This window comes from Isoptericola sp. NPDC056134 (genome assembly GCF_042264825.1).
GTDB lineage: Bacteria > Actinomycetota > Actinomycetes > Actinomycetales > Cellulomonadaceae > Isoptericola > Isoptericola nanjingensis.
The window spans coordinates 67,522-91,749 of record NZ_JBHJVM010000015.1; the positions used below are offsets into that span (position 1 = coordinate 67,522).

At 74.7% G+C, this 24,228-nt stretch carries 25 protein-coding genes; 15 read left to right on the top strand and 10 right to left on the bottom strand.

Features of this window, described 5'->3' with window-relative positions; all coding sequences use genetic code 11:
• Window position 1 precedes the first annotated feature (1 nt).
• From ACFCZN_RS14985 to ACFCZN_RS15015, 7 genes are all read left to right on the top strand, one after another.
• Window positions 2–2,260, top strand: coding sequence for a biotin carboxylase N-terminal domain-containing protein (locus ACFCZN_RS14985; RefSeq protein WP_430557260.1), 2,259 nt, complete (start codon window positions 2–4; stop codon window positions 2,258–2,260).
• On the top strand, window positions 2,257–3,444 hold the full coding sequence (locus ACFCZN_RS14990; RefSeq protein ID WP_429765049.1) for an acyl-CoA dehydrogenase family protein: 1,188 nt from the start codon (window positions 2,257–2,259) through the stop codon (window positions 3,442–3,444). Before ACFCZN_RS14985 ends, ACFCZN_RS14990 begins: the two co-directional genes overlap by 4 nt.
• Before the next feature lie 81 nt (window positions 3,445–3,525).
• Window positions 3,526–4,044 carry a MaoC family dehydratase gene (locus tag ACFCZN_RS14995; RefSeq protein ID WP_429765048.1) on the top strand — a complete coding sequence of 173 codons (519 nt, stop codon included), beginning with the start codon at window positions 3,526–3,528 and terminating at the stop codon, window positions 4,042–4,044.
• Entirely contained in the window at window positions 4,041–5,033 is a 993-nt protein-coding gene (locus tag ACFCZN_RS15000) for an HpcH/HpaI aldolase/citrate lyase family protein (RefSeq protein ID WP_429765046.1), read from the top strand. Before ACFCZN_RS14995 ends, ACFCZN_RS15000 begins: the two co-directional genes overlap by 4 nt.
• Entirely contained in the window at window positions 5,030–5,788 is a 759-nt protein-coding gene (locus tag ACFCZN_RS15005; protein WP_429765044.1) for a CoA transferase subunit A, read from the top strand. Before ACFCZN_RS15000 ends, ACFCZN_RS15005 begins: the two co-directional genes overlap by 4 nt.
• Window positions 5,785–6,501 carry a CoA transferase subunit B gene (locus ACFCZN_RS15010; RefSeq protein WP_429765042.1) on the top strand — a complete coding sequence of 239 codons (717 nt, stop codon included), beginning with the start codon at window positions 5,785–5,787 and terminating at the stop codon, window positions 6,499–6,501. The genes ACFCZN_RS15005 and ACFCZN_RS15010 overlap by 4 nt, the downstream gene beginning before the upstream one ends.
• A complete protein-coding gene (locus ACFCZN_RS15015; protein WP_430557261.1) occupies window positions 6,498–7,673 on the top strand; it encodes an acetyl-CoA C-acyltransferase in 1,176 nt (391 codons plus the stop codon). Before ACFCZN_RS15010 ends, ACFCZN_RS15015 begins: the two co-directional genes overlap by 4 nt.
• A 19-nt stretch (window positions 7,674–7,692) precedes the next feature.
• Here the strand turns inward: ACFCZN_RS15015 and ACFCZN_RS15020 are convergent, their stop codons facing one another.
• Entirely contained in the window at window positions 7,693–8,133 is a 441-nt protein-coding gene (locus ACFCZN_RS15020) for an anthrone oxygenase family protein (RefSeq protein ID WP_429765039.1), read from the bottom strand.
• Window positions 8,134–8,224: 91 nt separating this feature from the next.
• On the opposite strand from ACFCZN_RS15020, the gene ACFCZN_RS15025 reads away from it, so the two are divergent.
• From ACFCZN_RS15025 to ACFCZN_RS15040, 4 genes are all read left to right on the top strand, one after another.
• A complete protein-coding gene (locus tag ACFCZN_RS15025) occupies window positions 8,225–8,812 on the top strand; it encodes a TetR/AcrR family transcriptional regulator (protein WP_430557262.1) in 588 nt (195 codons plus the stop codon).
• A gap of 69 nt (window positions 8,813–8,881) precedes the next feature.
• Entirely contained in the window at window positions 8,882–9,601 is a 720-nt protein-coding gene (locus ACFCZN_RS15030) for a ThuA domain-containing protein (RefSeq protein ID WP_429765035.1), read from the top strand.
• Window positions 9,602–9,605: 4 nt separating this feature from the next.
• Window positions 9,606–9,803: a hypothetical protein gene (locus tag ACFCZN_RS15035; protein ID WP_430557263.1), complete on the top strand. Its 198-nt coding sequence runs from the start codon at window positions 9,606–9,608 to the stop codon at window positions 9,801–9,803.
• 33 nt (window positions 9,804–9,836) lie between these two features.
• On the top strand, window positions 9,837–10,223 hold the full coding sequence (locus tag ACFCZN_RS15040; protein WP_429765031.1) for a VOC family protein: 387 nt from the start codon (window positions 9,837–9,839) through the stop codon (window positions 10,221–10,223).
• Window positions 10,224–10,246: 23 nt separating this feature from the next.
• Here ACFCZN_RS15040 and ACFCZN_RS15045 read toward each other — a convergent pair whose 3' ends face one another.
• Genes ACFCZN_RS15045 through ACFCZN_RS15060 form a run of 4 tightly spaced genes read right to left on the bottom strand, consistent with a single transcriptional unit; the run spans window position 10,247 to window position 12,472 of the window.
• A complete protein-coding gene (locus ACFCZN_RS15045) occupies window positions 10,247–10,699 on the bottom strand; it encodes a hypothetical protein (protein WP_430557264.1) in 453 nt (150 codons plus the stop codon).
• Window positions 10,700–10,759: 60 nt separating this feature from the next.
• Complete coding sequence (locus ACFCZN_RS15050; protein WP_429765029.1) at window positions 10,760–11,431, bottom strand: AIM24 family protein; 672 nt, start codon at window positions 11,429–11,431, stop codon at window positions 10,760–10,762.
• 16 nt (window positions 11,432–11,447) lie between these two features.
• Window positions 11,448–12,098 (bottom strand): NUDIX domain-containing protein, encoded by a 651-nt coding sequence (locus tag ACFCZN_RS15055; RefSeq protein ID WP_429765027.1) that lies wholly within the window; start codon window positions 12,096–12,098, stop codon window positions 11,448–11,450.
• A complete protein-coding gene (locus ACFCZN_RS15060) occupies window positions 12,095–12,472 on the bottom strand; it encodes a DUF4406 domain-containing protein (RefSeq protein ID WP_430557265.1) in 378 nt (125 codons plus the stop codon). The genes ACFCZN_RS15055 and ACFCZN_RS15060 overlap by 4 nt, the downstream gene beginning before the upstream one ends.
• Before the next feature lie 52 nt (window positions 12,473–12,524).
• On the opposite strand from ACFCZN_RS15060, the gene ACFCZN_RS15065 reads away from it, so the two are divergent.
• Window positions 12,525–13,283 carry a DeoR/GlpR family DNA-binding transcription regulator gene (locus tag ACFCZN_RS15065; RefSeq protein ID WP_430557266.1) on the top strand — a complete coding sequence of 253 codons (759 nt, stop codon included), beginning with the start codon at window positions 12,525–12,527 and terminating at the stop codon, window positions 13,281–13,283.
• A gap of 102 nt (window positions 13,284–13,385) precedes the next feature.
• On the opposite strand, the gene ACFCZN_RS15070 is transcribed toward ACFCZN_RS15065, so the two are convergent.
• Window positions 13,386–13,886, bottom strand: a complete 501-nt coding sequence (locus ACFCZN_RS15070) for a tRNA (cytidine(34)-2'-O)-methyltransferase (RefSeq protein WP_430557267.1) — start codon at window positions 13,884–13,886, stop codon at window positions 13,386–13,388.
• Window positions 13,887–14,000: 114 nt separating this feature from the next.
• Here ACFCZN_RS15070 and ACFCZN_RS15075 point away from each other — a divergent pair, with 114 nt between their 5' ends.
• Together ACFCZN_RS15075 and ACFCZN_RS15080 are read left to right on the top strand one after the other, a co-directional pair.
• The gene (locus ACFCZN_RS15075; RefSeq protein ID WP_430557268.1) at window positions 14,001–15,113 is read left to right on the top strand and encodes an alcohol dehydrogenase family protein; all 1,113 of its coding nucleotides are present in this window, start codon (window positions 14,001–14,003) and stop codon (window positions 15,111–15,113) included.
• Complete coding sequence (locus ACFCZN_RS15080) at window positions 15,100–16,158, top strand: proline racemase family protein (RefSeq protein ID WP_429765019.1); 1,059 nt, start codon at window positions 15,100–15,102, stop codon at window positions 16,156–16,158. Before ACFCZN_RS15075 ends, ACFCZN_RS15080 begins: the two co-directional genes overlap by 14 nt.
• Before the next feature lie 44 nt (window positions 16,159–16,202).
• On the opposite strand, the gene ACFCZN_RS15085 is transcribed toward ACFCZN_RS15080, so the two are convergent.
• From ACFCZN_RS15085 to ACFCZN_RS15095, 3 genes are read right to left on the bottom strand one after another with little or no spacing between them, the layout of a single operon-like run.
• Window positions 16,203–17,036, bottom strand: a complete 834-nt coding sequence (locus tag ACFCZN_RS15085; RefSeq protein ID WP_429765017.1) for an alpha/beta fold hydrolase — start codon at window positions 17,034–17,036, stop codon at window positions 16,203–16,205.
• Window positions 17,036–17,863 (bottom strand): alpha/beta hydrolase, encoded by an 828-nt coding sequence (locus tag ACFCZN_RS15090; protein WP_429765015.1) that lies wholly within the window; start codon window positions 17,861–17,863, stop codon window positions 17,036–17,038. Before ACFCZN_RS15090 ends, ACFCZN_RS15085 begins: the two co-directional genes overlap by 1 nt.
• A 60-nt stretch (window positions 17,864–17,923) precedes the next feature.
• Window positions 17,924–20,719, bottom strand: coding sequence for a helix-turn-helix transcriptional regulator (locus ACFCZN_RS15095; protein WP_430557269.1), 2,796 nt, complete (start codon window positions 20,717–20,719; stop codon window positions 17,924–17,926).
• A gap of 271 nt (window positions 20,720–20,990) precedes the next feature.
• Here ACFCZN_RS15095 and trpS point away from each other — a divergent pair, with 271 nt between their 5' ends.
• Window positions 20,991–22,097, top strand: coding sequence for a tryptophan--tRNA ligase (gene trpS, locus ACFCZN_RS15100; RefSeq protein WP_430557270.1), 1,107 nt, complete (start codon window positions 20,991–20,993; stop codon window positions 22,095–22,097).
• A gap of 132 nt (window positions 22,098–22,229) precedes the next feature.
• Here trpS and ACFCZN_RS15105 read toward each other — a convergent pair whose 3' ends face one another.
• Window positions 22,230–24,170: a phosphoenolpyruvate carboxykinase (GTP) gene (locus tag ACFCZN_RS15105; RefSeq protein ID WP_430557271.1), complete on the bottom strand. Its 1,941-nt coding sequence runs from the start codon at window positions 24,168–24,170 to the stop codon at window positions 22,230–22,232.
• Between the last annotated feature and the right edge of the window lie 58 nt (window positions 24,171–24,228).

A 24,228-nucleotide genomic window follows, 5' to 3' on the forward strand; every position in this document is an offset into this window, starting at 1 on the left:
GATGGGTACCCGAGAGCTCTCGACCGTCCTCGTCGCCAACCGCGGCGAGATCGCGTGCCGCGTGATCGGCACCCTGCGGCGGCTGGGGATCCGGTCCGTGGCCGTGTACTCCGACGCCGACGCGGACGCCCGGCACGTGCGGGAGGCCGACGTGGCCGTCCGCCTCGGCCCGGCACCGGCCGCGCAGAGCTACCTCGACGTCGAGGCGGTCGTGGCGGCGGCCGTCGCCACGGGCGCCGACGCGATCCACCCCGGCTACGGCTTCCTGTCCGAGAACCCCGCCCTGGCGCGGGCGTGCGAGCGCGCCGGCGTCGTCTTCGTCGGGCCGTCGGTCGAGGCGCTCGAGACCATGGCGGACAAGGCCGCGGCCAAGCGCCTCGTCGCGTCCCACGAGGTGCCCGTGCTGCCCGGCACGCTCGACGACGGGCTCGACGACGCGGCGCTCGTCGCGGCGTCGGACGGCGTCGGGTTCCCCCTGCTCGTCAAGCCCGTCGCGGGCGGCGGCGGCAAGGGCATGGAGGTCGTGCGAGCGGCGGACGAGCTGCCGGGCGCGTTGGCGTCGGCCCGGCGGGTCGCCGCGGCGTCGTTCGGGCACGACGGGCTCCTGCTCGAGCGGCTCGTCGAGCGCCCGCGGCACATCGAGGTGCAGGTGCTGGCCGACACGCACGGCGCCGTCGTGCACCTGGGCGAGCGCGAGTGCACGCTGCAGCGCCGCCACCAGAAGGTGGTGGAGGAGGCGCCGTCGCCCGCCGTCGACGACGCGACCCGGGCCCGGCTCGGGGAGGCGGCCTGCGCGGTGGCGCGGTCGGTGGGGTACGTCGGCGCGGGGACCGTCGAGTTCCTCGTGCCCGGCGACGACCCCGGCGCGTTCTGGTTCATCGAGATGAACACCCGCCTGCAGGTGGAGCACCCCGTGACCGAGCTGGTCACCGGGCTCGACCTGGTGGAGCAGCAGCTGCGCGTCGCGGCGGGCGAGCCGCTCGGCCTCGCACAGGGCGACGTCCGGCTGGACGGGCACGCCGTGGAAGCCCGCCTGTACGCCGAGCAGCCCGCGCGGGGGTTCCTGCCCGCCGCCGGGCGGGTGCTCGCGTACGACGACGCCGGCGTCCCCGCCGGCCCGGGGGCCGTTCCCCTGCGGCTGGACAGCGGCCTGCTCGCGGGCGCCGCGGTGACCGGCGACTACGACCCGATGCTCGCGAAGGCCGTGGCCTGGGCGCCCACCCGCGCCGAGGCGATCGCGCGGCTCGACGGCCTGCTGGCCGACGTCGTCGTGCTGGGCGTCGAGACCAACGCCGGCTTCCTGCGCGACCTGCTCGCCGACGACGACGTGCGCGCCGGCCGCCTCGACACCGGCCTCATCGACCGCTTCGTCGCCGAGCTGTCCGACGCGCGGCACGCCCCCGACAACGTGTCAGACGCTCGGGTTGCCCCGGTGGCGCGGACGCCTGACGGGTCGCTGGTCGCGGCGGCGCTGCTCGCCGTCGACACCGGCGCCCCCGCGGCGACCGGCCCGTGGGCCGCCTCCGACGGCTGGCGGCTCAACGGCGCGCCCGTGCCGCGCCGCGCGGTGCTCGTCGACGCGGCGGGCGCGGAGCACGCCGTCGCCGTCATCGGGACACCCCAGGACGCCGTCGTCACCGTCGACGACGACGAGCCGGTGCGCGCCTCCTTGCGCACCCGGGACGACCCGGTCCGCGGACGCCACCTGCTCACCGTCGACGGCGTCACGCGCACCCTGGTCACCGCTGTGAGCGGGAGACACGCCCACGGCACGCCGGGCGACGGGGCCGACCGCCCGCTCACAGCAGCGCCGGCGGTGGTGTGGACGCACCTCGACGGGCGGACGTCGTCGTGCACGGTGCTCGACCGGGCGGCGCTGGCCGCACGACGGCGGGCGGAGCGCGCGCTCGGCGACGACGGCGCGGCGGGCGGAGCGACCCGCGCACCGGTGCGCGTCGCGATGCCCGGCACGGTGTCCGCCGTGCCCGTCGTGGACGGCGACGTCGTCGTCGCCGGCCAGCCCGTCGTCGTCGTCGAGGCGATGAAGATGGAGCACCCGCTGCTCGCGCCGATCGGCGGCGTCGTGCGCCTCGACGTGCGCGCCGGCGACCAGGTGCGCCTCGACCAGGTGGTCGCCGTCGTCGATCCGACCGCCGAACAGCCTGTCGACCCACCCGTCGACACCCCCGAAGACCACGCTCCCGCGCCGGCAGACCCCGCCGTGGCGGCAGCACACTCCGACACCCGAGGAGCGTCATGATCAGCGAGACCCAGTCCACCGTGCTCAGCGACGAGCAGCGGAAGCTCAGCGCCGTGGTGCGCGAGTTCGCGGACCAGGTGGTGGCGCCTGCTGCCTACCGGTACGACACCGAGCGGCGCCTGCCGGTCGAGATCATCGAGCAGATGGGCGAGCTGGGGCTGTTCGGCCTGCCGTTCCCGGTGGACGTGGGCGGGCAGGGCAAGGACTACGTGTCCCTGTGCCTCGCGGTCGAGGCGCTCGCGCGGGTGGACCAGTCGATCGCGGTGACGCTCGAGGCGGGTGTCGGGCTGGGCATCATGCCGATCTTCCGGCACGGCACGGACGAGCAGAAGCAGCGCTGGCTGCCCGACCTGGTCAGCGGCCGCGCGCTCGCCGCCTTCGGCCTCACGGAGGCGGGGGCGGGGTCGGACGCCGGCGCCACGCGCACCACGGCGCGCCGGGACGAGGCCACGGGGGAGTGGGTGATCGACGGCTCCAAGCAGTTCATCACCAACTCCGGCACGCCGATCACCAGCGTCATCACCGTCACCGCGGTGACCGGGACGCGCACCGGCGCGGACGGCGCGACCCATCCCGAGCTGTCGTCGTTCCTCGTGCCGTCCGGCACGCCCGGCCTCACGGTGGAGCCCAGCTACGACAAGGTCGGCTGGCACACCTCCGACACCCACCCGCTGACGCTCGACGGGGTCCGCGTCCCCGCCGGGAACCTGCTCGGCGAGCAGGGCCGTGGGTACGCGAACTTCCTGCGCGCGCTCGACGAGGGCCGGATCGCCTTCGCCGCCCTCGCGACGGGCGCCGCGCAGGGCTGCCTCGAGGAGGCCCTGCGCTACGCGAAGGAGCGCGAGGTCTTCGGCCACGCGATCGGCGGCAACCAGCACATCGCGTTCACGCTGGCCCGCATGCAGGCGCGCGTGCACTCGGCCCGCCTGTGCTGGCTGGACGCCGCGCTCAAGCAGGTGCACGGCAAGCCGTTCAAGGCGGAGGCGTCCGTCGCGAAGCTCGTGGGCGGGGAGGCCGCGATGGCGAACGCCCGCGACGCGTCGCAGATCTTCGGCGGCTACGGCTTCCTCAACGAGAACGCGGTGGCCCGGCACTACCGGGACTCCAAGATCCTCGAGGTGGGCGAGGGCACCACGGAGGTGCAGCTCATGATCATCGCCCGCGACCTGGGGCTGGCGTCGTGACCGCCGACCATGCAGCTGCGCACCGTCAGACGGCTCAGAACGTGCGCAGCTGCCTGCTCGGCACGGACGAGGGAGGGCGCGATGCGTGACGAGGTGCAGCGCGGGCTGTACTACGACGAGCTGGACCCGGACGTGCGGTACGTGCACCGGCCGGGCCGCACGATGACGGAGGCGGACGACGTGCTGTTCACGTCCGTCACGATGAACCCGCAGGGGCTGCACCTGGACGCGGCGTGGGCGGCGACGCAGCCGTTCGGACGCCCCCTGGTGAACTCGATGCTCACGCTGGCCACGCTGGTGGGGCTGTCGGTGGCGCACCTGACGCGCGGGACGCTCGTGGCGAACCTCGGCTTCACGGAGGTGGCGTTCCCGCACCCGATGTTCCACGGCGACACGCTGTACGGGGAGACGACGGTCGTCGACCGGCGGCTGTCGCGCTCGCGCCCCGGCACGGGCGTCGTGACCGTCGAGCACGTGGGCCGCAACCAGGACGGCGAGGTCGTGGCGAAGGCGGGGCGGACGATGCTGATGTGGACGCGCGAGGGCCACGAGGAGCACGAGCACAAGAACGCCAGCGAGCACGGCGGGGGCGTGCTGTGAACCCCGCCCCGTTCACGCTCGGGCCGGCGCTCCTGTTCTGCCCGGCCGACCGGCCCGACCGGTTCGCCAAGGCCCTGGACCGCGCCGACGCGGCGATCCTTGACCTCGAGGACGCCGTCGCGCCCGGGCGCAAGGAGGCGGCCCGCGCCGCGCTGGTGGACACGGTGCTGGACCCGGAACGGGTGATCGTGCGCGTCAACGCGGTCGGCACCCCCGAGCACGACGCCGACCTCGCCGCCCTGGCCCGCACGCCGTACCGCACGGTGATGCTGCCGAAGGCGGACGGCCGGTTCGTCGGCCCGCTGCTCGCGCCGGACGGCGGCCCGTACGCCGTCGTCGCGCTGTGCGAGACGGCGGCGGGAGTGCTCGCCGCGCCCGCCCTGGCCGCGCGGCCCGACGTCGTCGCGCTCGCGTGGGGCGCGGAGGACCTGGTGGCGTCGCTGCACGGCACCTCGAGCCGGTTCGTCGACGGCGGCTACCGCGACGTCGCGCGGCACGCCCGGTCGGCGGTGCTGCTCGCGGCCGGCGCGGCGGGCAAGGCCGCGATCGACGCCGTGCACCTCGAGCTCGACGACCTCGCGGGCCTGCGGGCCGAGGCGCAGGACGCCGCGGCCAGCGGGTTCGTCGCGTCGCTGTGCGTGCACCCGAGCCACGTCGCCGTCGTGCGCGCCGCGTTCGCGCCGTCCGAGGCCGAGGTGGAGCGGGCACGCGAGGTGCTCGCCGCGGCGTCCGGCCGGGCGGAGGCGCTCGCGGGCATCGCGGGTGAGCACGCCGGTGAGCACGCCGGTGAGCACGCCGGTGAGCACGGACGGCGCGTGTCGGCCGACTCCGGCGTGCTCACCGTCGGCGGCCGGATGGTCGACGCGCCGCTGCTGCGGCACGCCGAGGCGGTGCTGCGCAGGTCCGAGCAGGCGGAGCAGGGCGCGCAAGGCACTCCCGACGGCCCCGCCGTCGGACGTACGGTCGAGGAGAACGGGGGACGACGATGACGGTGTCGAGGACGGTGGACCGGCTGCAGCCCAGCGCCGTGGCCGCGCTGGACGGCCTGCTGCACGACGGCATGACCATCGCCGTCGGCGGGTTCGGCCTGAGCGGCAACCCGAACGACCTCATCGAGGCGGTGCGCGACTCCGGGGTGAAGGACCTGACGGTCGTGTCCAACAACATGGGCGTGGACGGCAAGGGGCTCGGCATCCTGCTGGAGAACGACCAGGTGCGGCGGGTGCTGTCGTCGTACGTGGGGGAGAACAAGCTGTTCGCGCAGCAGTACCTGGACGGCGCGCTCGAGGTGGAGTTCGTGCCGCAGGGCACGCTCGCCGAGCGGCTGCGCGCGGGCGGCGCGGGCATCCCCGCGTTCTACACGCCCACCGGGGTGGGCACGCCCGTCGCCGAGGGCAAGCCGGTCGACGAGATCGACGGCCGGCGGTACGTGCTGGAGCGCGCCATCGTGGCGGACCTGTCGCTGGTGCACGCGCGTCGTGCGGACCGGTTCGGCAACCTCGTCTACCGGTACACGGCGCGCAACTTCAACCCGGTGATCGCGACGGCCGGGCGGGTCACCGTGGTCGAGGCGGAGGAGATCACCGACGAGCCGATCGACCCGGACGTCGTCGTGACGCCGGGCATCTACACGCACCGCCTGGTGCTCGCGCGCGAGCGGGTCAAGGACATCGAGCAGCGCACGGTGCGCCCCGCACCGGCGAGCAGCGTGGCCGACACGACGACGGCGGGAGGTGCGGCATGACCTGGACGCGCGACGAGATGGCCGCCGTGGCCGCCGCCGAGCTGCAGGACGGCGACTACGTCAACCTCGGCATCGGCATCCCGACGCTGGTGGCGAACCACCTGCCGCCCGGCGTGGGGATCACGCTGCAGAGCGAGAACGGGCTGCTCGGCATCGGGCCGTTCCCGGTCGAGGGCACCGAGGACGCGGACCTCATCAACGCGGGCAAGCAGACGGTCACCGCGGTGCCCGGCGCGAGCTTCTTCGACGCCGCCGACTCGTTCGCCATGATCCGCGGCGGCCACATCGACATCGCGATCCTGGGCGCGCTGCAGGTGTCCGCCACCGGCGACCTGGCGAGCTGGACCGTGCCCGGCAAGCTCGTCAAGGGCATGGGCGGCGCGATGGACCTCGTCGTCGGGGCGCGGCGCATCGTCGCGCTCATGGACCACGTGGCCCGCGACGGGTCGCCCAAGCTGCGTCGGCGCTGCACGCTGCCGCTCACGGGCGAGGGCGTCGTCGACCGGATCGTCACCGACCGGGCCGTGCTCGACGTGACCGACCACGGCCTCGAGGCCGCGTTCGTGCTGCGGCGGCTGGCGCCGGGCGTGACCGTCGACGAGGTGCGCGAGGCGACCGAGGCCGAGCTGGTCGTGGAGCTGGAGGACGATCCGGAGGACGACGCCGGGACGGGCGACGGCTCGGCCGCGGCGGTGGAGGAGGGACGACGATGACCGTGATCGCGGGATACCGGCGGACGCCGTTCGTGCGCTCGAACGGGGCGTTCGCGTCCGTGCCGGCGACGACGCTGGGCGCGCACGCGCTGGCGGCGGCGCTCGCGGCGGCGGGCGTGGAGCCGGGGGAGGTGGACGTCGTCGTCGGCGGGCAGGTGCTGCAGGGCGGCGCGGGGCAGAACCCGGCCCGGCAGGCGGGTGTCGGCGCAGGAGTGCCGATGACCGTGCCGGCCGTGACGCTCAACGCCGTCTGCCTGTCCGGGGCGGAGGCGGTGGTGCAGGCGCACCGGCTGATCTCGGGCGGCGAGGCGACGATCGTCGCGGTGGTCGGGATGGAGTCGATGACGCTGGCCCCGCACGCCTGGGTCGGCTCGCGCGCCGGGAAGAAGTTCGGCCCGGTCGAGCTGATCGACACGATGGCGCACGACGGGCTCACCGACGCCTTCGAGCACGACTCGATGGGGCTGAGCACCGAGCGGCACGGCGAGGCGATGGCCGCCGCGGCCTGGAACACGCGCGAGGCGCAGGACGCGCTGGCCGTCGCGTCGCACACGCGGGCCGCCAAGGCGGCCGACCTGCTGGCGGAGGAGATCGCGCCCTACGACGTCCCCGGCCGGCGCGGCACCGTGCGGGTGGAGGCCGACGACGGCGTGCGCCCGGACTCCACGCTCGACGGTCTCGGCCGGCTGCGGCCGGCGTTCCGGGAGGACGGCACCATCACGGCCGGCAACGCGTCGCAGATCTCCGACGGCGCGGCGGCCCTGGTGCTCGTGGCGGACGACGTGGCGGAGGCACGCGGGCTGTCCGGTGTCCGCGTGCGCTCCCACGCGCTCGTCGCGGGGCCCGACGTCGGCCTGCACGCGCAGCCTGCGAACGCGATCGCCGCCGCCTGCGAGCGGGCGGGCCTGTCCCCGCGCGACCTCGGCGCCCTCGAGATCAACGAGGCGTTCGCGGCGGTCGTGCTCGCGTCGGTGGACAGGCTCGGCCTCGACCCGGAGCTGGTGAACGCGCACGGCGGCGCCATCGCGCTGGGGCACCCGATCGGGGCGTCCGGCGCGCGCGTGGTGGGGCACCTCGCCCGGCGGCTGGAGCTGCTCGGGCCCGGCTCGGTGGGCGCCGCCGCGCTGTGCGGCGGCGGGGGCCAGGGGTCCGCGGTGCTCCTGGAGGCCTGAGGCGCGCGGACGGTGGCCGTCACCGGGCGGCGGCCACCGTCACCAGGACGAACGCCGCGACGATCACCGCGAGGCGCACCAGGTGCAGCCGGTCCCAGCGCGTGGCCTGCTCGCGGTGGTCGGCGGGGGCGGTCTCGGCGGTCCAGGTCTTGGCCCGGTCGTTGATCGGCACCAGCAGGGTGACGGACAGGACGACGCTGACGAGCAGCAGGCCGACGGCGGCCCAGGCCACGACCGCGGCATCGGGGACGACCAGCGCGGTGCCGGCGACCAGCAGAGTCGAGCCGATGTACCAGAAGGGCATGAGGCGCCCCAGCATCCGGCCGCCGTGGGCACGGGCGAGGATCCCGGCGCCGTCGGGCAGGCTGTCGAAGATCGGGTTCATCACGAACGCGACGGACAGCTCCACCCCCACCATCAGCCCGGTGACGACGACGGCGACGATCGGCAACCACTCCATGGCCCTGCTCCGTTCCGTGGGCTAGCGCCGCTAGATCTAGCAGCGCTAGAGAACATATCAGCGATCGTCTAGCAGTGCTAGAGTCGCTGGCATGACGACCGCTGCCGCTGCACGACGAGCCCGCCAGGTCGCCGAGCGCCGGGATCGCATCGTGGCCGCCGCCCGCGCGCTCGCCGAGGAGCAGGGGTGGGAGGCCGTGACGACCCGGCGGCTCGCGGACGCGATCGAGTACAGCCAGCCGGTGCTCTACGGGCACTTCCCGCAGGGGCGCACGGAGATCGTCACCGCGGTCGCCCTGGCAGGGTTCGAGGAGCTGGCCGACGTCCTCTCGTCCGCGACGTCCGGGCAGACAGGGACGGACGCCGCGCGGGTGCGCGCGCTGGTGACGGCGTACCTGGACTTCGCCGCGCGGCACCCCGCGACCTACGACGCGATGTTCCTCCTGCCCGTGCTGGTCCCGTTCGCCTCGGACGACACGCCGGAGACCCTCCGCGCGGGCTTCGCGGCGATCGAGGGGGCGCTGGCGGGGCTCGAGGCGCCGCCCTCCGACCCGGCGACCGCGGCCGAGGTGCTGTGGGGCGCCGTGCACGGCCTCGTCGCGCTGCACCGGGCGGGGCGTCTGTCGGCCGGCAACGACGACCGTCGGGTCGACGCGCTCGTGCGGCTCGTCGTCGGCTGACCCGACGGCGCGATCGATCCCGATCGTTCGGTGGCCCCCGGCGGGTCCCGACCGGCAGGATGGGGCGTCGTGACGACGACGCGCGACTCCCGACCTCCCCGCATCCTGATCCTCGCCGGCCGCGGCCGCCACGAGGACCCCTGGCACGACCACGCGGCGACGTCGCACCGGCTGGCGCTGGTGCTCTCCGGGCTGGACCCGGACGGCGGCGCCCCCGACGTCGTCGTCCGCTCGACGTTCCCCGACGCCCTCGACGACCTGGACGACATCGACCTGCTCGTCGTCAACGCCGGCACGCCGTGGCCGGGGCTCCGGGAGGCCGGCATCGGCCCCGACGACGCGGCCTGGGCGCCGTTCCACGCGCGCCTCGACGCGTGGGCGCGCGCCGGCGGACGGATCCTCGCGGTGCACCAGGCGGCGAACGCGTTCGGCGACCACCCGGAGTGGGAGGAGGTGCTCGGTGGCCGGTGGGTGCCAGGGGAGTCGATGCACCCGCCGCTGGGTCCCACCACGGTGCCGCTGGCCGTGGGGGCGCACGCGATCACGGAGGGGATCGGGGCCGTCGAGGTGGTCGACGAGCGGTACTGCCACCTGCGCGTGGCGCCGTCGTCGCAGGTGCTGGGCTGGGTGATCGGCGACGACGGGGAGCGGCACCCCGCCGTGTGGGTCGCCGACGCGCACGGCGGCCGCACCGTGTACAGCGGACTGGGGCACGACGTCCGCGCCTACGACTCGCCGTCCCACGCCGAGCTCCTGCGCCGCGCCGCGACGTGGCTCCTGGAGGGCTGAGGCGGTGCGAGTCGTCCTCGTCGCTGCGCTGTTCGTGACCCTTGCGGGCGCGTCGGTCTACGCGATCGAGGCGCTCGCGCCCGACCTCGCTCCGTTCGGCCGGTTCCTGGTCGATGTGCCGATCTTCATGGGCGACGGGTGGGCCGTCCGGGCTGCCGCGGAGCGCCGTCGTCGAGAGCGCGCACGCGACCGGATATCTTGACGTCGAGATACTTTTCGGAGACGAGGAGACGACATGCGGCTGCATCACGTGCAGGTGGCCTGCCCGCCGGGCGGCGAAGACGCGGCACGCGCGTTCTACGGCGCCGGGCTCGGCCTGACCGAGGTGGCGAAGCCGCCGGAGCTGGCGGGACGCGGCGGCTGCTGGTTCCGGGGGGTCGACGCGCGGGGCGCCGTCGTCGCGGAGATCCACGTCGGCGTGGAGGACCCGTTCGTCCCGGCGCGCAAGGCGCACCCGGCCCTGGTGGTGGACGACGTCGCCGCGCTCGACGCGACGGCGGACCGGCTGGAGGATGCGGGCTTCGCCGTCGACCGCTCCGAGCGGACGACCTTCGCGGGGTACCTGAGGTTCCACACCCGCGACGGCGCGGGCAACCGCGTCGAGGTGCTCGCGCCCGCCTGACGCCGGTGAACGGCCAGGACGCCCTACTCCGGCTCCGCGAGAGGCAGGTCCTCCAGGCGGTGTCGGTCGATGACGTCGGCGGTCAAGTCCACGGGGAGCAGATCCTCCGTCCAGAGGCTGAGCGTGGGGAGCACGGCGCGGACGTGCGCTGGGCCGGGCTTCGCACGCGCCCACTCGGAGCCGCCGATCGACACCGGGAGGCGTGCGTAGTCGCCGGGTCCCAAGGGGACGGCGGCCCCCTGGCTCCCGAAGAAGCCGAAGCCGAAGGACGCGCGTTCCTCCCCGGGAGACAGCAGCAGGCCTCCCGCGACGATGAGGTCCTCCTCCCGCGGGGTCCAGAGCTCGGTGCCCTCGTTGACGAGGTCGACGGCGAGGAGCTCGATGTCGGGCTGCGCCGCCGTCGGGCCGGCCCAGCGGAGGACCAGTCCGCGGGAATGCTCGGGATCGCTCGGCAGCGCACGGTCGCGGGGCGTCATGGGCCGAGCATCCCAGGCGTGCCGGGACGCGCCAACGGCCGGGCGCCGCCGGGACCGGTGTCAGTTCTGGTTCGGCAGCGGGTGGCCCTCGGACGCCTGCACGACGACGATGCCCTGGCCGGTGAGCCCGAGCTGGTACGCCTCGCCCGAGCCGCGGCCGATGGCGGCGCCGAGCTTCGCCGTCTTGCGCACGGTGCTGGTGAGGGTCGTGGACCAGAGCACCACGCTCTGCATGTCGACGTAGGTGGGCTCGTCGACCTCGAGCACCACGGGGGTGCCGTAGGCGGTGACGGCGAGCGCGCCGGAGCCGGTGAACGTGGTGTTGAACAGCCCGCCGCTGAGCACCGACGCGCCCTGCACGCGGTTGATGTCCCAGGTCAGCGAGCTCTCGAACGCGAGGATGTTGCTGCCCGAGACGGTGACGCTCTCGTTCTCCAGGTACAGCACGAACACCTCGTCGGCGTCCTGGGCGAGGAAGACGTCGCCGCTGCCGGACACCTTCATCAGGGACATGCCCTCGCCGGTGAACGCCTTCTTGAAGAGCTTGGTCATGCCGCCCGCGCCCTCGTAGGCGAAGTCGACGTCGCCCTGGTAGGCGACCATCGACCCCTGCTTGGCGTAGAAGAACCCACCGGAGCCGGCGAGGTCGACCTTGAGCATCCGCGGGTTGACGAGCTGGAAGCTGCCGGGCTCGCCCTGCGGCTCGGTGTGGTGGAAGAGGCTGCTGCGCATGGTGCACATCCTGTCGTCAGCCCCGCAGTGCCCACCACTGGAGCAGCATGATGGTCTTGCCGTCGACGATGCGGCCGTCGCGGACCATGGCCAGGGCGTCGTCGCGGTGGAGCTCGACGGCCTCGATGTCCTCGCCCTCGTGGGCGACCCCGCCGCCGGGTCCGACACGGTCGCCCGGCGTGTAGGGCGCGGCGTAGAAGTGGACCTTCTCCGTGACGGAGCCGGGGCTCATGTACGCGGTGAAGACGTGCGCGACCGGGCCGACGGCGACACCGAGCTCCTCGGCCACCTCGCGGCGGATCGCGGTCTCGGGGTCGTCGTCGTCGAGCAGGCCCGCGGCCGTCTCGATCAGCATCCCGTCCGGGTGGTCGTTGACGTACGCCGGGAACCGGAACTGGCGGGTGAGCAGCACGGTGGACCGCGCGTCGTCGTGCAGCAGGATCGTGGCGCCGTCCCCGCGGTCGTAGGTCTCCCGCTCGAGGGTGCGCCAGCTCCCGTCACGCCGGCGATGGTCGAACGTCGTGCGGCGCAGCACGTGCCAGCCCCGGGAGGTGAGCTCGACGTCGCGCACGACCACGTCCGGGTTGCGGCGCAGGTCCCGTCCGGCCCGGTCGAGGCCGGTCCGGCCGCGGTGGTCGGGGACGTCGACGCCGGGAAGGCCGCTCACCGGTCGGCGTCCGCGAGACGCGGCACGTCGGCGACGTCGTAGTAGACGGGGATGCCCCGGCTCTCGGCGATCGCGACGTCCTGGTCGGCCCCGGTCGACTCGCCGGGCAGCCGGAGCACGGCGTCGCAGTGCTGCAGCAGCCGCTGCGCCGTCGGGTAGAGCACGTCGTCCGCGAGGTCGTCGTCCAGCGTGGCGCCGGCCGAGCGCAGCACCGGCAGCGCCACCCACTCGCCGACCACGGGGACGTGCCCGGCGGCGAAGACGGGCCAGGCGGCCTCCTCGAGCCGGCGCAGGTTGGCCTCCATCGCGGCGGGGTCGCCGTCGGTGCCGGAACGGTAGGGGCCGGCGACGAGGATGAGCAGTGGTCGGGTCATGCCCGTAGACTAGACATAAACATGCAGGACTACGAAGAAACGAGAAAGCGCGATGCTCGCTGCCGAGAGGCGTGACCACCTCCTCGAGACCCTCCGTCGCGACGGCAAGGTCGTGGCCAAGACGGCTGCGGCGGAGCTCGGCCTGTCGGAGGACAGCATCCGGCGCGACCTGCGCGAGCTGGCGGCCGAGGGGCTGTGCCAGCGCGTCTACGGAGGCGCGCTGCCGGTGTCCCCGGCGGTCGTCGACTACGCCGGCCGGCAGCGGGTCGAGGTGGCGGGCAAGGAGCGCGTCGCCGCGGCGGCGGTGCGGCTGATCGACCCGGGGAGCACGGTGATCCTCGACGGCGGGACGACGGCGCTCGCGGTGGCAAGGGCGCTCCCGCCGGACCTGGGGTGCACCGTGGTCACGCACAGCCCGACCGTGGCGACGGCGCTGGTCGAGCACCCCGTGGCCGAGGTCTTCGTCCTCGGCGGCCGGCTCTTCAAGCACTCCGCGGTGGCGAGCGGCGCGGCCGCGGTCGAGGCCGCGCGGCGGATCTCCGCCGACGTCTTCCTCCTCGGGGTCACGGGCATCCACCCCGACGCCGGGCTCACCACCGGCGACCCGGACGAGGCCGCCATGAAGCGGGCGCTGGCCGGCCGCGCCGCGGAGACCTTCGTGCTGGGCTCGTCGGAGAAGGTCGGGGCCGCGTCGCCGTTTGAGGTGATCGGGTTCGACGCCGTCGCGGGCGTCGTCACGGACGCCGACCCGGGCTCCGACGTCATGGCCAGGTTGGGAGAGCTCGTCCGCGTCGTCGGCGTGGACGCATGACCGGGCCGGGCGCGAACGTGCACGACCGTGCGCCGCTGGAGTACCGGGGAATCATCGACGTCCTGCCCGGGTGACGGCGCCGCGAGACGCGCCGCGTCGCGCTCAGACGGCGCCCGGGAAGCCCGCCTGCCGCCACGCCTCGTAGACGACGATGGACGCGGCGTTGGTGAGGTTGAGCGAGCGCCGACCGGGCAGCATGGGGATCTTCACGCGGTCGGTGACGCGCGGATGGTCCATCGCCTCGTCGGGCAGGCCGGTCGGCTCGGGGCCGAAGAGCAGGATGTCGCCGCGGCGGTACTCGACGTCGGTGTAGGTGGTGTCGGCGTGCGCGGTGAACGCGAAGACGCGCGCGTCGGGCAGGGCGTCGAGCGCGGCGTCGAACGTCGGGTGCACGTCCATGACGGCCAGGTCGTGGTAGTCCAGCCCGGCGCGCTTGAGCTTCGCCTCGGACAGGTCGAAGCCCAGCGGCTCCACGAGGTGCAGCCGCGCCCCGGTGACGGCGGCGAGGCGGATGGCGGAGCCCGTGTTCCCCGGGATGCGCGGCTCGTAGTACACGACGTGGGCGAACGGGGACGCGGGCACGGGCGGGAGCTGGTCGGGCACGGCCCGATTCTCCCACCGGTCGCCCGGGTGGTCGGGCGGGTGGCCGGGAGAGCGGCCGGGCGACGTGCCGCCGTCCCGATGACGCGACGGGCCTCCCGCCCCTACGCTCACTTGATGGCGGAGATCCCGGCGGTGATGAAGGCGGTCCAGCTCGTCGGCCACGGTGGCCTCGACCGGCTGGTGTACCGCGAGGACGTGCCCACGCCCGCGCCCGCCGCGGGCGAGGTCCTGGTCGACGTGCACGCCTGCGGCATGAACAACACGGACGTCTGGGTCCGGGAGGGGGCGTACGGCACGGAGACGGACCCGGGCTCCGTCTCGACGTGGAGACGCGGCAGGTCCACGCTCACCTTCCCCCGGATCCAGGGCGCGGACACGGTCGGCGTGATCGCCGCCGTCGGCGACGGCGTGCCCGCCGGCCGGGTCGGCGAGCGCGTCGTCGTGGACTTCAGCATCTACCACCGGCCCGAGGGCGACGACAGCCTGGCGGACATCGACTACATCGGGCACGGCCGCGACGGCGGGTACGCCGAGTACATGACCGCCCCCGCCGAGAACGCCTACGAGATCACGGCCGACATCGCCGACGCCGAGCTCGCGACGTTCTGCTGCGCCTACCTCACCGCGGAGCAGATGCTCGACCGGGCGCGGCTGGCCGCGGGGGAGCGGGTGCTCGTGACGGGGGCGTCCGGCGGCGTGGGGTCGGCGATCGTGCAGCTCGCCCGCGTGCGCGGCGCCGTCCCGTACGCCGTGACGAGCGCCGGCAAGGAGGCCGCGCTGCGGCAGATCGGGGCGCAGGACGTCGTGCTGCGCGACTCCGCCGACCTCGTCGCCGAGGTGGGGCGTGTGGTGGACGGCCCGGTCGACGTCGTCGCCGACCTGGTGGCCGGGCCGATGTTCAACGACCTGCTGCGCATCCTGCGGCCCGAGGGGAGGTACACGACGGCGGGCGCGATCGGCGGCCCGGTCGTGCAGCTCGACCTGCGCACCATGTACCTCAAGCAGCTCGAGCTGCACGGGTCGTCGCAGGGCACGCGCACCGCCTTCCGGCGGCTGGTGCGCTACATCTCCGACGGCGAGATCCGTCCGCTCCTGGACCGCACGTTCCGGCTCTCCGACCTGCACGACGCGCAGCGCGCGTTCCTGGCGAAGTCCTACGTCGGCAAGCTCGTCGTCGTGCCGGACCGGCACTGGGACGGCGTGGGGGCACCGTATGCGCAGCCGTGAGCGCACCATCGAGCTGATCGACGCGCAGTCGGGCGGAGACGTCAGCCGGGTCGTCATGTCCGGCGTCGAGCCGCTGCCCGGGCGGACCGTGCTGGAGAAGGCGCGCTACCTGGAGCGGCAGGGCGACGGGCTGCGCCGCCTGCTGCTGTCGGAGCCGTACGGCGACCCGGCCATGTCGGTCGACCTGATCGTCGAGCCCAGCGACCCGCGGGCGCAGGCCGGCTACGTGATCATGGAGGCGATGGGGTACCCGCTCTACTCGGGCTCCAACACGATCTGCACGGCCACGGCGCTGCTGCAGAGCGGGGCCATCCCGCTGCGCGACGGCGACGGGCTCCAGGACATCGTCCTGGAGTCCCCCGCGGGCCTGGCCCGGGTCAGCGCGCGGGTGATCGACGGGCGGGTCGTGTCCATCACCACCGAGGGCGAGCCGGCGTACGTGGCCGACGAGGCACTGAGCGTCGAGGTGCCGAACCACGGCGACGTGCTGTTCGACCTCGTGTGGAGCGGGGCGTACTACGCGCTCATCGACGCGTCCCGCTACGGGTTCGACATCGGCCCGACGGAGCAGGTCGCGCTGACCGCGTTCGGGGACGCCTTCGTCCGCGCGGCCCGGCCCGGCCTGCGCCAGGAGCACCCCGACCTGGGCGACGTCGGGCCGCTGCCGTTCGCGCACTTCATGGGCCCGCTGCGCCAGGTCGGCGACGGCCGCTGGGAGTCGCCGTCGGCCACCTACGTGCACCCGGGCGTGCTCTGCCGTAGCCCCACGGGCACCGGCACGTCGGCGCGGCTCGCGCTCATGGCCCAGCGCGGGGAGATCCGCGAGGGCGAGTCGCTGGAGACGGTCTCGCCGCGCGGCAGCCGGTTCGTGGGCACCGTGCTGGAGCGCACCCGGGTGGGCGACTACCCGGCGCTGCGCTCCGCCGTCACCGGCGCGGCCCGCGTGATGGCGCGGTCGCAGATCACGGTGGACCTCGACGACCCGCTGGTCGACGCCTCCGACCTCGAGCCGCTGCTCACGCCGCCCGCCGACCGGTCCCGCTGACGAGCGACCCTCCGGCCACGAAGGGCCGGAGGGTCACCGTCGTGTCACGCCTGGACGAACGCCACGAGGTCCTTCGTGAACTCGTCCTCGTACGCCCCGACGATGCCGTGCGGTGCGCCCGGGTAGACCTTGAGCGTCGCGTCGGCGAGGATCTCCGCCGACCGGATCCCGGCGGCCTTGATCGGCACGATCTGGTCGTCGTCGCCGTGCGCCACGAAGACCGGGACGTCGATCGCGCGCAGGTCGTCGGTGTAGTCGACCTCCGAGAACTGCGCGATGCAGTCGTACGCCGGCTTCAGGCCGGCCTGCATCGAGAGCCGCCAGAACTGCTCGATCGCGCCCTGGGAGACGTTCGCCCCCTCGCGGTTCGCGCCGAAGAACGGCACGGCGAGCTCGCGGTAGTACTGCGAGCGGTCCGTCCGCACGCCCTCGCGGATGCCGTCGAACACCTCGATCGGGGTGCCGTCCGGGTTCTCCGGCGTCTGCACCATCAGCGGGGGAACGGCCCCGACGAGGACCGCCTTGCGCACGCGCGCCGAGCCGTGGCGCGCCAGGTAGTGGGCCACCTCGCCGCCGCCGGTCGAGTGGCCCACGAGCACGACGTCCGTGAGATCGAGCTGGTCCAGCAGCGCGGCGAGGTCGTCCGCGTAGTGGTCCATGTCGTTGCCGTCGCCCGTCTGCGTGGAGCGACCGTGACCGCGTCGGTCGTGCGCGACGGCGCGGAAGCCGGCGTCGGTGACCGCCATCATCTGGCGGTCCCAGGCGTCCGCGTTCAGCGGCCACCCGTGCGAGAACACGACCGGGGTACCGGTGCCCCAGTCCTTGTAGAAGATCTCGACGGGACCGGTCGAGCTGTCGGAAGTGGTGATGAAAGGCATCACAGCCCCTTTTCCTTGAGCCACGCGAGCGCGGCGTCCGCGACCTCGGCCCAGCCGTGGTCGATGGTGAGCGAGTGTCCCCGGTCGGGGAACTCGACGAGGTCGGTGACGGCGCCGGAGTGCTTCCGGTGGATCTTCGCGGAGGTGCGCGTCAGGGACGCGGGCGCCGTGTGATCCATGCCGCCGCCGATGAACAGGAGCGGACCGCGGTCCGCGTCGCGGGTGTCGACCCGCGCGGGCGAGCCCGGCAGCAGGTTCGCCGCCGCGTCCTCGAACAGGGGCCTGCCGGGGGAGGGGATCGTCCACTGGTCGTAGAGCGCGGCGGCCTCGTCGTCCGAGAGCTCGTTGGCGAAGCCGTACCGGAACTCCTCCGGGGTCAGCGCGACGGTGCCCCGGAAGCTCGCAGGGCTCGTCAGCGCGACGGCGGCCACCCGCAGCGAGCTCGGCGGAAGGAGGATGTTCCCGCGCATGGGTGCCGGGTCGATCGCGACCGCCGCGGCCGCGTGGCCCTCGGTGAGCAGGCGCTGCGCGACGAGGCCGCCGAACGAGTGCCCGACGACGACGGGCCGCGGGTCGAGACCGTCGACGTACAGGCCGTCGAGGACGTCGGCGTAGTGCGCCACGACGTCGTCGATGCCCACGCCGCCCGCCAGCTCGGGGTTCTCCCTCGCCTCCGCCACGGTGGCGGAGGCGCCGGGCCAGCCCGGGTTGTGCGGGTCGTAGCCGGCCTCCGCGAAGCGGTCCATCCACGGTGTCCACGAGTCGGCGTGGAGCCACAGGCCGTGGACGAAGACCACGGCACGGCGGGACGCGCTGAACTCGGTCATGGTGTGTCTCCCAGGGTCGGAGACATCACCCTCACCCGTGCGGGTGGCCGGCCGCTTCTGTCAGATGACTGGTCGCGGTTCGGAGGCCCCGGCGTCGACCAGGTCGCGCAGCTGGCCGCGCGACGTCACGCCGAGCAGCGGGAACACCCGGTAGAGATGGAACCCGACCGTCCGGGGGGACAGGAAGAGGCGCTCCGCGATCTCCCGGTTGGTGCGTCCCTCGGCCGCCAGCCGCACGATGCGGCGCTGCTGGGGAGTGAGCTGTGCGAGGGCGTCGGGCGTGCGCTCCGCCACCGCGACGCCGGCGGCGCGGAGCTCGGCGCTCGCCCGGTCTGCGAACGAGGCGGCGCCGATCCGCAGGAAGGTCTCGCGCGCGGCGCTGAGCTCGGTCCGTGCCTCGCTCACACGCTGCAGGCGCCGCAGCCGCTCGCCGAGGTCGAGCCGGACGAGGGCACGCTCGAACGGCCAGGTGGCGCCGGCAGGGTCGGCCAGCGCGGCGCGGTACTCGCCCACCGCGTCGTCGGGGGACGCCAGCAGGGCGCGGGCGTGGTGCAGCAGGGCCGCCACCCGCGGCCCGGGGGCGTCGCCGACGTGTGCCGTGACGGCGGAGAGCACCTGGGCCGCGTCCTCGAGCCGCTCGGGCCGGTCCGCGCGAGCGGCGGCGGAGGTGAGCAGCGCGATCCCGTGCACCGAGGCGTGCCGGTGGGTGGGGCGCCCGTCGGGGGCGAAGGTCCGGCGGAGGGCGTCGTAGGCGGCCTCGGGCTCGCCGGCGACCAGGGAGGCGAGACCGAGCGCCTGTCGCGCGCGCACCTCCACCGACCGGGTCGCCCCGGGCCCCACGTCGGCGAGCGCGTGCTGCGCGAGCTCTCGGGCCTCGTCCGTCCTGCCTCGGCCGGCGGCGAGCAGGGCGGCCGTCTCGACCGCGGCCGCCCGCACGACCGGCATCCCCGTGGCCTCCGCGACGCGCACCGCGTCCTCGACGTGCCCCTGGGCGTCGTCCCACCTGCCGAGCTCGTGCAGCGCAGCGGCGAGGGTCGCCGTGACGAGGGCGTTGGCCCCCTGCGTGGGGCCGTGGGAGAACAGCTCCAGCAGCTCGCCGAGCAACCGCGCGGCCAGCCCGGTCTCGTCGAGCATCCACGCCGCCCCGCCGAGCACGTTGAGCTCGCTGATGCCGAGGTGCGTGGCCGCCCGGACCGCGCCGTCCAGCGTGGCGCGCGACGCCGGGGCGAACGGCGCGGCCGCGGCCCGCACCCACGCGGTCACCGGCACGGTGTCGTCCGGGTGCAGCGCCTCGAGGCAGCGCGCGACGTCGTCGATCAGCTCGTCGTCGCCGGAGTAGTAGGCCGTCACGGCGGCGGGGGCCAGCGCGGCGAGGGCCAGCTGGGGGTCGGACGCCCCCGCCCGGCGCGCGACGGTCGTCAGCCGTTCGACGGCGGCGCGGTGGCGGGGCGTCGAGGCAGCCGCCCATCCCCCGTAGAGGTCGGCCTCCCAGCGCGTGTGCTCGTCGTCGGTGGCCTCGAGGGCGCGGTCCGCCAGGCGCTCCACCCAGGCCGTGCGCCCGGTGTACATGGCGGCCGGTGCCGCGAGCACGAAGCGGCGCGCCGCCTCGTCCGAGGTTGCCGAGAGCTCGCCCGCCCGCTCGAGCGCGCGGGCGCTCGCGGCCCAGCCCCCTCGCTCGCGGGCCCGGTCGGCCGTGGCCTCGAGGTCGGTCGCCACGGCGGTGTCGGGGCCGACGGCGGCGGCCGCGCGGTGCCAGGCGCGCCGGTCGAGGTCGTCGACGGCCTCCGCCAGGGCCAGGTGTGCGCCACGTCGTTCCGCGAAGGGCGCGGCGTGGTAGACGGCGGCGCGTGCCAGCGGGTGACGGAACCGGAAGCGGGGCCCGTCCAGGTGGACGAGGCCCGCGGTCTCGGCCGGTGCCCATGCGACCAGCCGGTCGTCGTCGGGCACGTCACCGGCGGCGGCGAGGACGGGCGCGAGGTCGTCGCCGTCGGCCGCCGCGGCGAGGAGCAGCAGCCAGCGCGTCGGCGCGGGCAGCGCGGGGAGCCGGGAGGCGAACGCCCGCTCGATCCGCCCGCTCACCGGCCAGGGGCCGTCGGGCGGCGCGGGCGAGGGCACCGCGGCGTCGGCGCGGGACAGCTCGACGAGCGCCAGGGGGTTCCCGGCCGCGTGCTGGATGAGGTCGTGCCGCACGGCCGCGGCGGGAGGGACGGGCTGCAGGTCGAGGACCCGGGCGGCGTCACGGGGGTCGAGGCTCGACAGGGTGATCGTCGGGAGGGGCTCGGGTGCCTCCGGCCGCGTGGACAGGAGGAGGGACGTCCCGGCGGACGCGTCGGCCAGCCGGCGGGCGCAGAAGAGCAGGACGTCGCGGGAGGCGTCGTCCGCCCAGTGCAGGTCGTCGACGACGGCGAGGGTGCCGCTGTCGCTGGAGCCGTCGCTCGTGGAGGGCCCGACGTCGCACAGGAGCGTGAGCGCCCCCGCTGCCAGGTGCAGCCGGTCCGGGACGGCCGTGGCCTCGTGCAGACCGAGGGCTGCCCCGAGCGCGCGGGCCTGCGGCGCCGGCAGGCGGTCGAGGCGGTCGAGACGCGGCAGCAGGAGCTGGTGCAGCGCGGCGAACGGCAGCTCGCGCTCGCCGCGCGCGCACCGCGCCGTGAGGACGTGCCGTCCCGACCGGCGGGCGAGCTCGCGACCGTGCTCCAGCAGGGTCGTCTTGCCCAGTCCCGGTTCTCCGACGAAGAGCAGCACGCCGCCCGAACCCGGGGCGGCGAGGCGTTCGACGCGGGCGAGCTCGGCGTCCCGGCCCAGGATCGGGGCCTGGCCCTGGGTGGTCCCGGTCGGGCGTCGTGCTGCGTTCTCCACGGGAGAATCTGACCACGGCGTGCACGGACGCGGCGCACGGACGTCCCCGGGTCACCTCGCCGCGGGCCTGGCCCGGCCGTGGCGCGGAATCCGGTCCCCCGGCCGCGGGCATAGGCTGACGTCATGACGACGCGCGCGAGCTGGTGGTGGCTGCCTCCGCAGCCCTGACCCGACGCGCCCACGTCCCCGTCCCGAGCTGCCCGTCGCAGCCGGGGCGTTCTCGTGTCCGGACCGGTCCGACGGGCGGCGATCCCCCTGAGGAGCCGAACCGATGACCGCACCGACCGTCCTGACCACCCCCAACCCCGCGACGACGAGCGCCGCCGTCGCGCAGGCCCGCTCCGCCGAGATCGAGGCGGAGATCGCGCGCGGCCCGGGCCGCTTCCGCGTCCTCACCGGCGACCGGCCGACCGGCACGCTGCACCTCGGCCACCTGCTCGCCACGCTCGACAACCGGGTGCGTCTGCAGGACGCCGGGGTCGAGGTGGTGCTCGTCGTCGCCGACTACCAGGTCATCACCGACCGCGACGACGCCGGGGACCTGCCCGCCGTCGTGCGCGAGGTGGTGCTCGACTACCTCGCCGCAGGCATCGACCCGGCGCGCTCCACGGTGTTCACCCACTCGGCGGTGCCTGCCCTGAACCAGCTGCTGCTGCCGTTCCTGTCGCTGGTGAGCGTGACTGAGCTGGAGCGCAACCCCACCGTGAAGGCGGAGGCCGCGGACGCCGAGAAGCGGCAGGGGCGGGGCATGTCCGGGTTGCTCTTCACCTACCCGGTGCACCAGGCGGCGGACATCCTGTTCTGCCACGGCAACCTCGTGCCCGTGGGGCTCGACCAACTGCCGCACCTGGAGACGACGCGGACGGTCGCGCGCCGCTTCAACCAGCGGTACGCAGGCGCCCGCCCGTACTTCCCGGAGCCGGAGGCCCTGCTCACGCGGTCGCTCACGGTGCTGGGGAACGACGGCGCCAAGATGAGCAAGTCGCGCGGCAACGCGCTGGAGCTGCGCGCCACCGAGGACGAGACGGTGCGCTTCTTCCGTCGCGCCCGCACCGACTCCGAGCGGCACATCGCCTACGCCCCGGAGGACCGGCCGGAGGTGGCGAACCTGCTGCGCATCGGCGCGCACTTCGCGGGCACGACGCCGGACGCGCTGGCCGCGTCGGTCGGCGACGCCGGGGCGGGGCGGCTGAAGGCGGTCGTGACGGAGGCGGTCGTGGAGGGGCTGCGTCCGCTGCGCGAGCGGCGGGCCGCCCTGGCCGCCGACGGCCCCGCCGTCGTGCGCGACGTCCTCGCCCGGGGGAACGCCCGGGCGAACGAGGTCGCCGACCGCACGCTCGGCGACGTCCGGGAGCTCATGAGCACGGTGTACGCCTGACGCCCGGCGCGGCTCGGCGCGGCAGTCTCGGCTCGCCGCGGCAGGACGGACTGCCGCCGTGAACCCGGACTGCCGCGCCGGGCGAGGGGTACGGGCCCGCCGGTGCCTCTCCGGCGGGCCCGGGTCTGTGGGTCAGCCGCGCGCGCCGAGCCGCTCGCGCAGCAGGGAGAGCTGTGCCCAGAGCTGGTCGGGCACGCGGTCGCCGAAGGTCTCGAAGAACTCGCCGGTCAGCGCCGTCTCGGCGAGCCACGCCTCGGCCGGGACGTCGAAGAGGGCGGCGAGGTCGTCGTCGGTCAGGTCGAGGCCGTCGGTGCGCAGCGCGCCCTTTGCGGGCAGCAGGCCGACGGGGGAGTGCACGGCGCCGGCGTCGGTGCGCAGGCCGCGCGCCCGGTCGAGCTGGGTGACGATCCACTCCACGACACGCGAGTTCTCGCCGAACCCGGGCCACAGGAAGCTGCCGTCCTCGCCCTTGCGGAACCAGTTCACCTGGAACACCTTGGGCCGCTTGTCGGCGTCGAGGCCCTTGCCCACCGCCAGCCAGTGCGACCAGTGGTCGGCCATGTTGTAGCCGCAGAACGGCATCATCGCGAACGGGTCACGACGGAGCTCGCCGACCGTGCCCTCGGCCGCAGCCGTCCGCTCGGAGCTGATCGTGGCGCCCATGAAGACGCCGTGGTCCCAGCTCGTCGCCTGGGTCACGAGCGGCACGTTGGTGGCGCGGCGGCCGCCGAAGACGATCGCGTCGACCGGCACGCCGGCCGGGTCCTCCCAGACGTCCGCGATGGACGGGCACTGCGCCGCCGACACCGTGAACCGGGAGTTCGGGTGCGCGGCCGGGGTGTCGGAGCCGGGCGCCCAGTCGTTGCCCTGCCAGTCGATCAGGTGCGCCGGCGGCTCGGGCGTGAGGCCCTCCCACCACACGTCTCCGTCGTCGGTCAGGGCCACGTTCGTGAAGATCGCGTCGTGCGTGAAGGTCTCGACGGCGGTGGGGTTGGTCTCGACGCCCGTGCCCGGCGCGACACCGAAGAAGCCCGCCTCGGGGTTGATGGCGCGAAGGCGGCCGTCGGGGCCGGGGCGCATCCAGACGATGTCGTCGCCGAGCGTCTCGACCGTCCAGCCCGGGATGGTCGGGCGCAGCATGGCGAGGTTCGTCTTGCCGCACGCGCTCGGGAACGCGGCGGCGAGGTGGTACTGCCGCTGCTCCGGCGAGGTGACGCGGACGAGCAGCATGTGCTCGGCGAGCCAGCCCTCGTCGCGGGCCATCGCCGACGCGATGCGCAGCGCGAAGCACTTCTTGCCCAGCAGGGCGTTGCCGCCGTAGCCGGAGCCGTACGACCAGATCTCGCGGGTCTCGGGGTAGTGGACGATGTACTTCGTGTCGTTGCAGGGCCACGGCACGTCGGCCTCGCCGTCCGCCAGCGGGGCGCCCACCGTGTGCACGGCCGGCACCCACTGCTGCCCGCCGTCGACGAGGTCCATGACCTGCGGCGAGACCCGCGTCATGACGTGCATCGACACGACGACGTACGGCGAGTCGGTGATCTCGATGCCGACCTGCGAGATCGGGCCGCCGACGGGTCCCATCGAGAACGGCACCACGTACATGGTGCGGCCGCGCATCGAGCCGGCGAAGACGCCGTCGGGCCCGGTCAGCACCTGGCGCATCTCGGCGGGCGCGCGCCAGTTGTTCGTCGGGCCTGCGTCCTCCTCGCGTTCCGAGCAGATGAAGGTGCGCGACTCGACGCGGGCGACGTCGGACGGGTCCGACCGGGCGAGGTAGGAGTTCGGCCGCTTCGCCTCGTCCAGCTTGATCAGCGTGCCGGCATCGACCATCTGGGCGAGCAGGCGCTGCTTCTCCGCGGGCGAGCCGTCGCACCACACGACCTCGTCGGGCTGCGTGAGCTCGGCGATCTCCCGTACCCAGGCGCGGGGGTCCCGCGGCGACGGGGCGGTGGCGCGCGACGATGCGGCGCCGGCGTGCTCCGCGGGCGCCAGGGCGCTGGGGGCCAGGACGTCCGGGGCGAGCTCGGCGATCGCGAGTCGCGTGCGGCGCGGGTTCGCGGTGAAGGTCATCGGGTGCTCCGTCCGTCGAGGCCCCGGCGTGCGCCGCCGGGTGGGCTGTCTCCAGCGT

Coding starts and splice junctions, on each gene's coding strand:
- ACFCZN_RS14985 (WP_430557260.1), top strand. CDS start 2: ATGGGTACCCGAGAGCTCTCGACCGTCCTCGTCGCCAACCGCGGCGAG.
- ACFCZN_RS14990 (WP_429765049.1), top strand. CDS start 2,257: ATGATCAGCGAGACCCAGTCCACCGTGCTCAGCGACGAGCAGCGGAAG.
- ACFCZN_RS14995 (WP_429765048.1), top strand. CDS start 3,526: ATGCGTGACGAGGTGCAGCGCGGGCTGTACTACGACGAGCTGGACCCG.
- ACFCZN_RS15005 (WP_429765044.1), top strand. CDS start 5,030: ATGACGGTGTCGAGGACGGTGGACCGGCTGCAGCCCAGCGCCGTGGCC.
- ACFCZN_RS15010 (WP_429765042.1), top strand. CDS start 5,785: ATGACCTGGACGCGCGACGAGATGGCCGCCGTGGCCGCCGCCGAGCTG.
- ACFCZN_RS15015 (WP_430557261.1), top strand. CDS start 6,498: ATGACCGTGATCGCGGGATACCGGCGGACGCCGTTCGTGCGCTCGAAC.
- ACFCZN_RS15020 (WP_429765039.1), bottom strand. CDS start 8,133: ATGGAGTGGTTGCCGATCGTCGCCGTCGTCGTCACCGGGCTGATGGTG.
- ACFCZN_RS15025 (WP_430557262.1), top strand. CDS start 8,225: ATGACGACCGCTGCCGCTGCACGACGAGCCCGCCAGGTCGCCGAGCGC.
- ACFCZN_RS15040 (WP_429765031.1), top strand. CDS start 9,837: ATGCGGCTGCATCACGTGCAGGTGGCCTGCCCGCCGGGCGGCGAAGAC.
- ACFCZN_RS15045 (WP_430557264.1), bottom strand. CDS start 10,699: ATGACGCCCCGCGACCGTGCGCTGCCGAGCGATCCCGAGCATTCCCGC.
- ACFCZN_RS15050 (WP_429765029.1), bottom strand. CDS start 11,431: ATGCGCAGCAGCCTCTTCCACCACACCGAGCCGCAGGGCGAGCCCGGC.
- ACFCZN_RS15060 (WP_430557265.1), bottom strand. CDS start 12,472: ATGACCCGACCACTGCTCATCCTCGTCGCCGGCCCCTACCGTTCCGGC.
- ACFCZN_RS15065 (WP_430557266.1), top strand. CDS start 12,525: ATGCTCGCTGCCGAGAGGCGTGACCACCTCCTCGAGACCCTCCGTCGC.
- ACFCZN_RS15075 (WP_430557268.1), top strand. CDS start 14,001: ATGGCGGAGATCCCGGCGGTGATGAAGGCGGTCCAGCTCGTCGGCCAC.
- ACFCZN_RS15080 (WP_429765019.1), top strand. CDS start 15,100: ATGCGCAGCCGTGAGCGCACCATCGAGCTGATCGACGCGCAGTCGGGC.
- ACFCZN_RS15085 (WP_429765017.1), bottom strand. CDS start 17,036: ATGCCTTTCATCACCACTTCCGACAGCTCGACCGGTCCCGTCGAGATC.
- ACFCZN_RS15090 (WP_429765015.1), bottom strand. CDS start 17,863: ATGACCGAGTTCAGCGCGTCCCGCCGTGCCGTGGTCTTCGTCCACGGC.
- trpS (WP_430557270.1), top strand. CDS start 20,991: ATGACCGCACCGACCGTCCTGACCACCCCCAACCCCGCGACGACGAGC.
- ACFCZN_RS15105 (WP_430557271.1), bottom strand. CDS start 24,170: ATGACCTTCACCGCGAACCCGCGCCGCACGCGACTCGCGATCGCCGAG.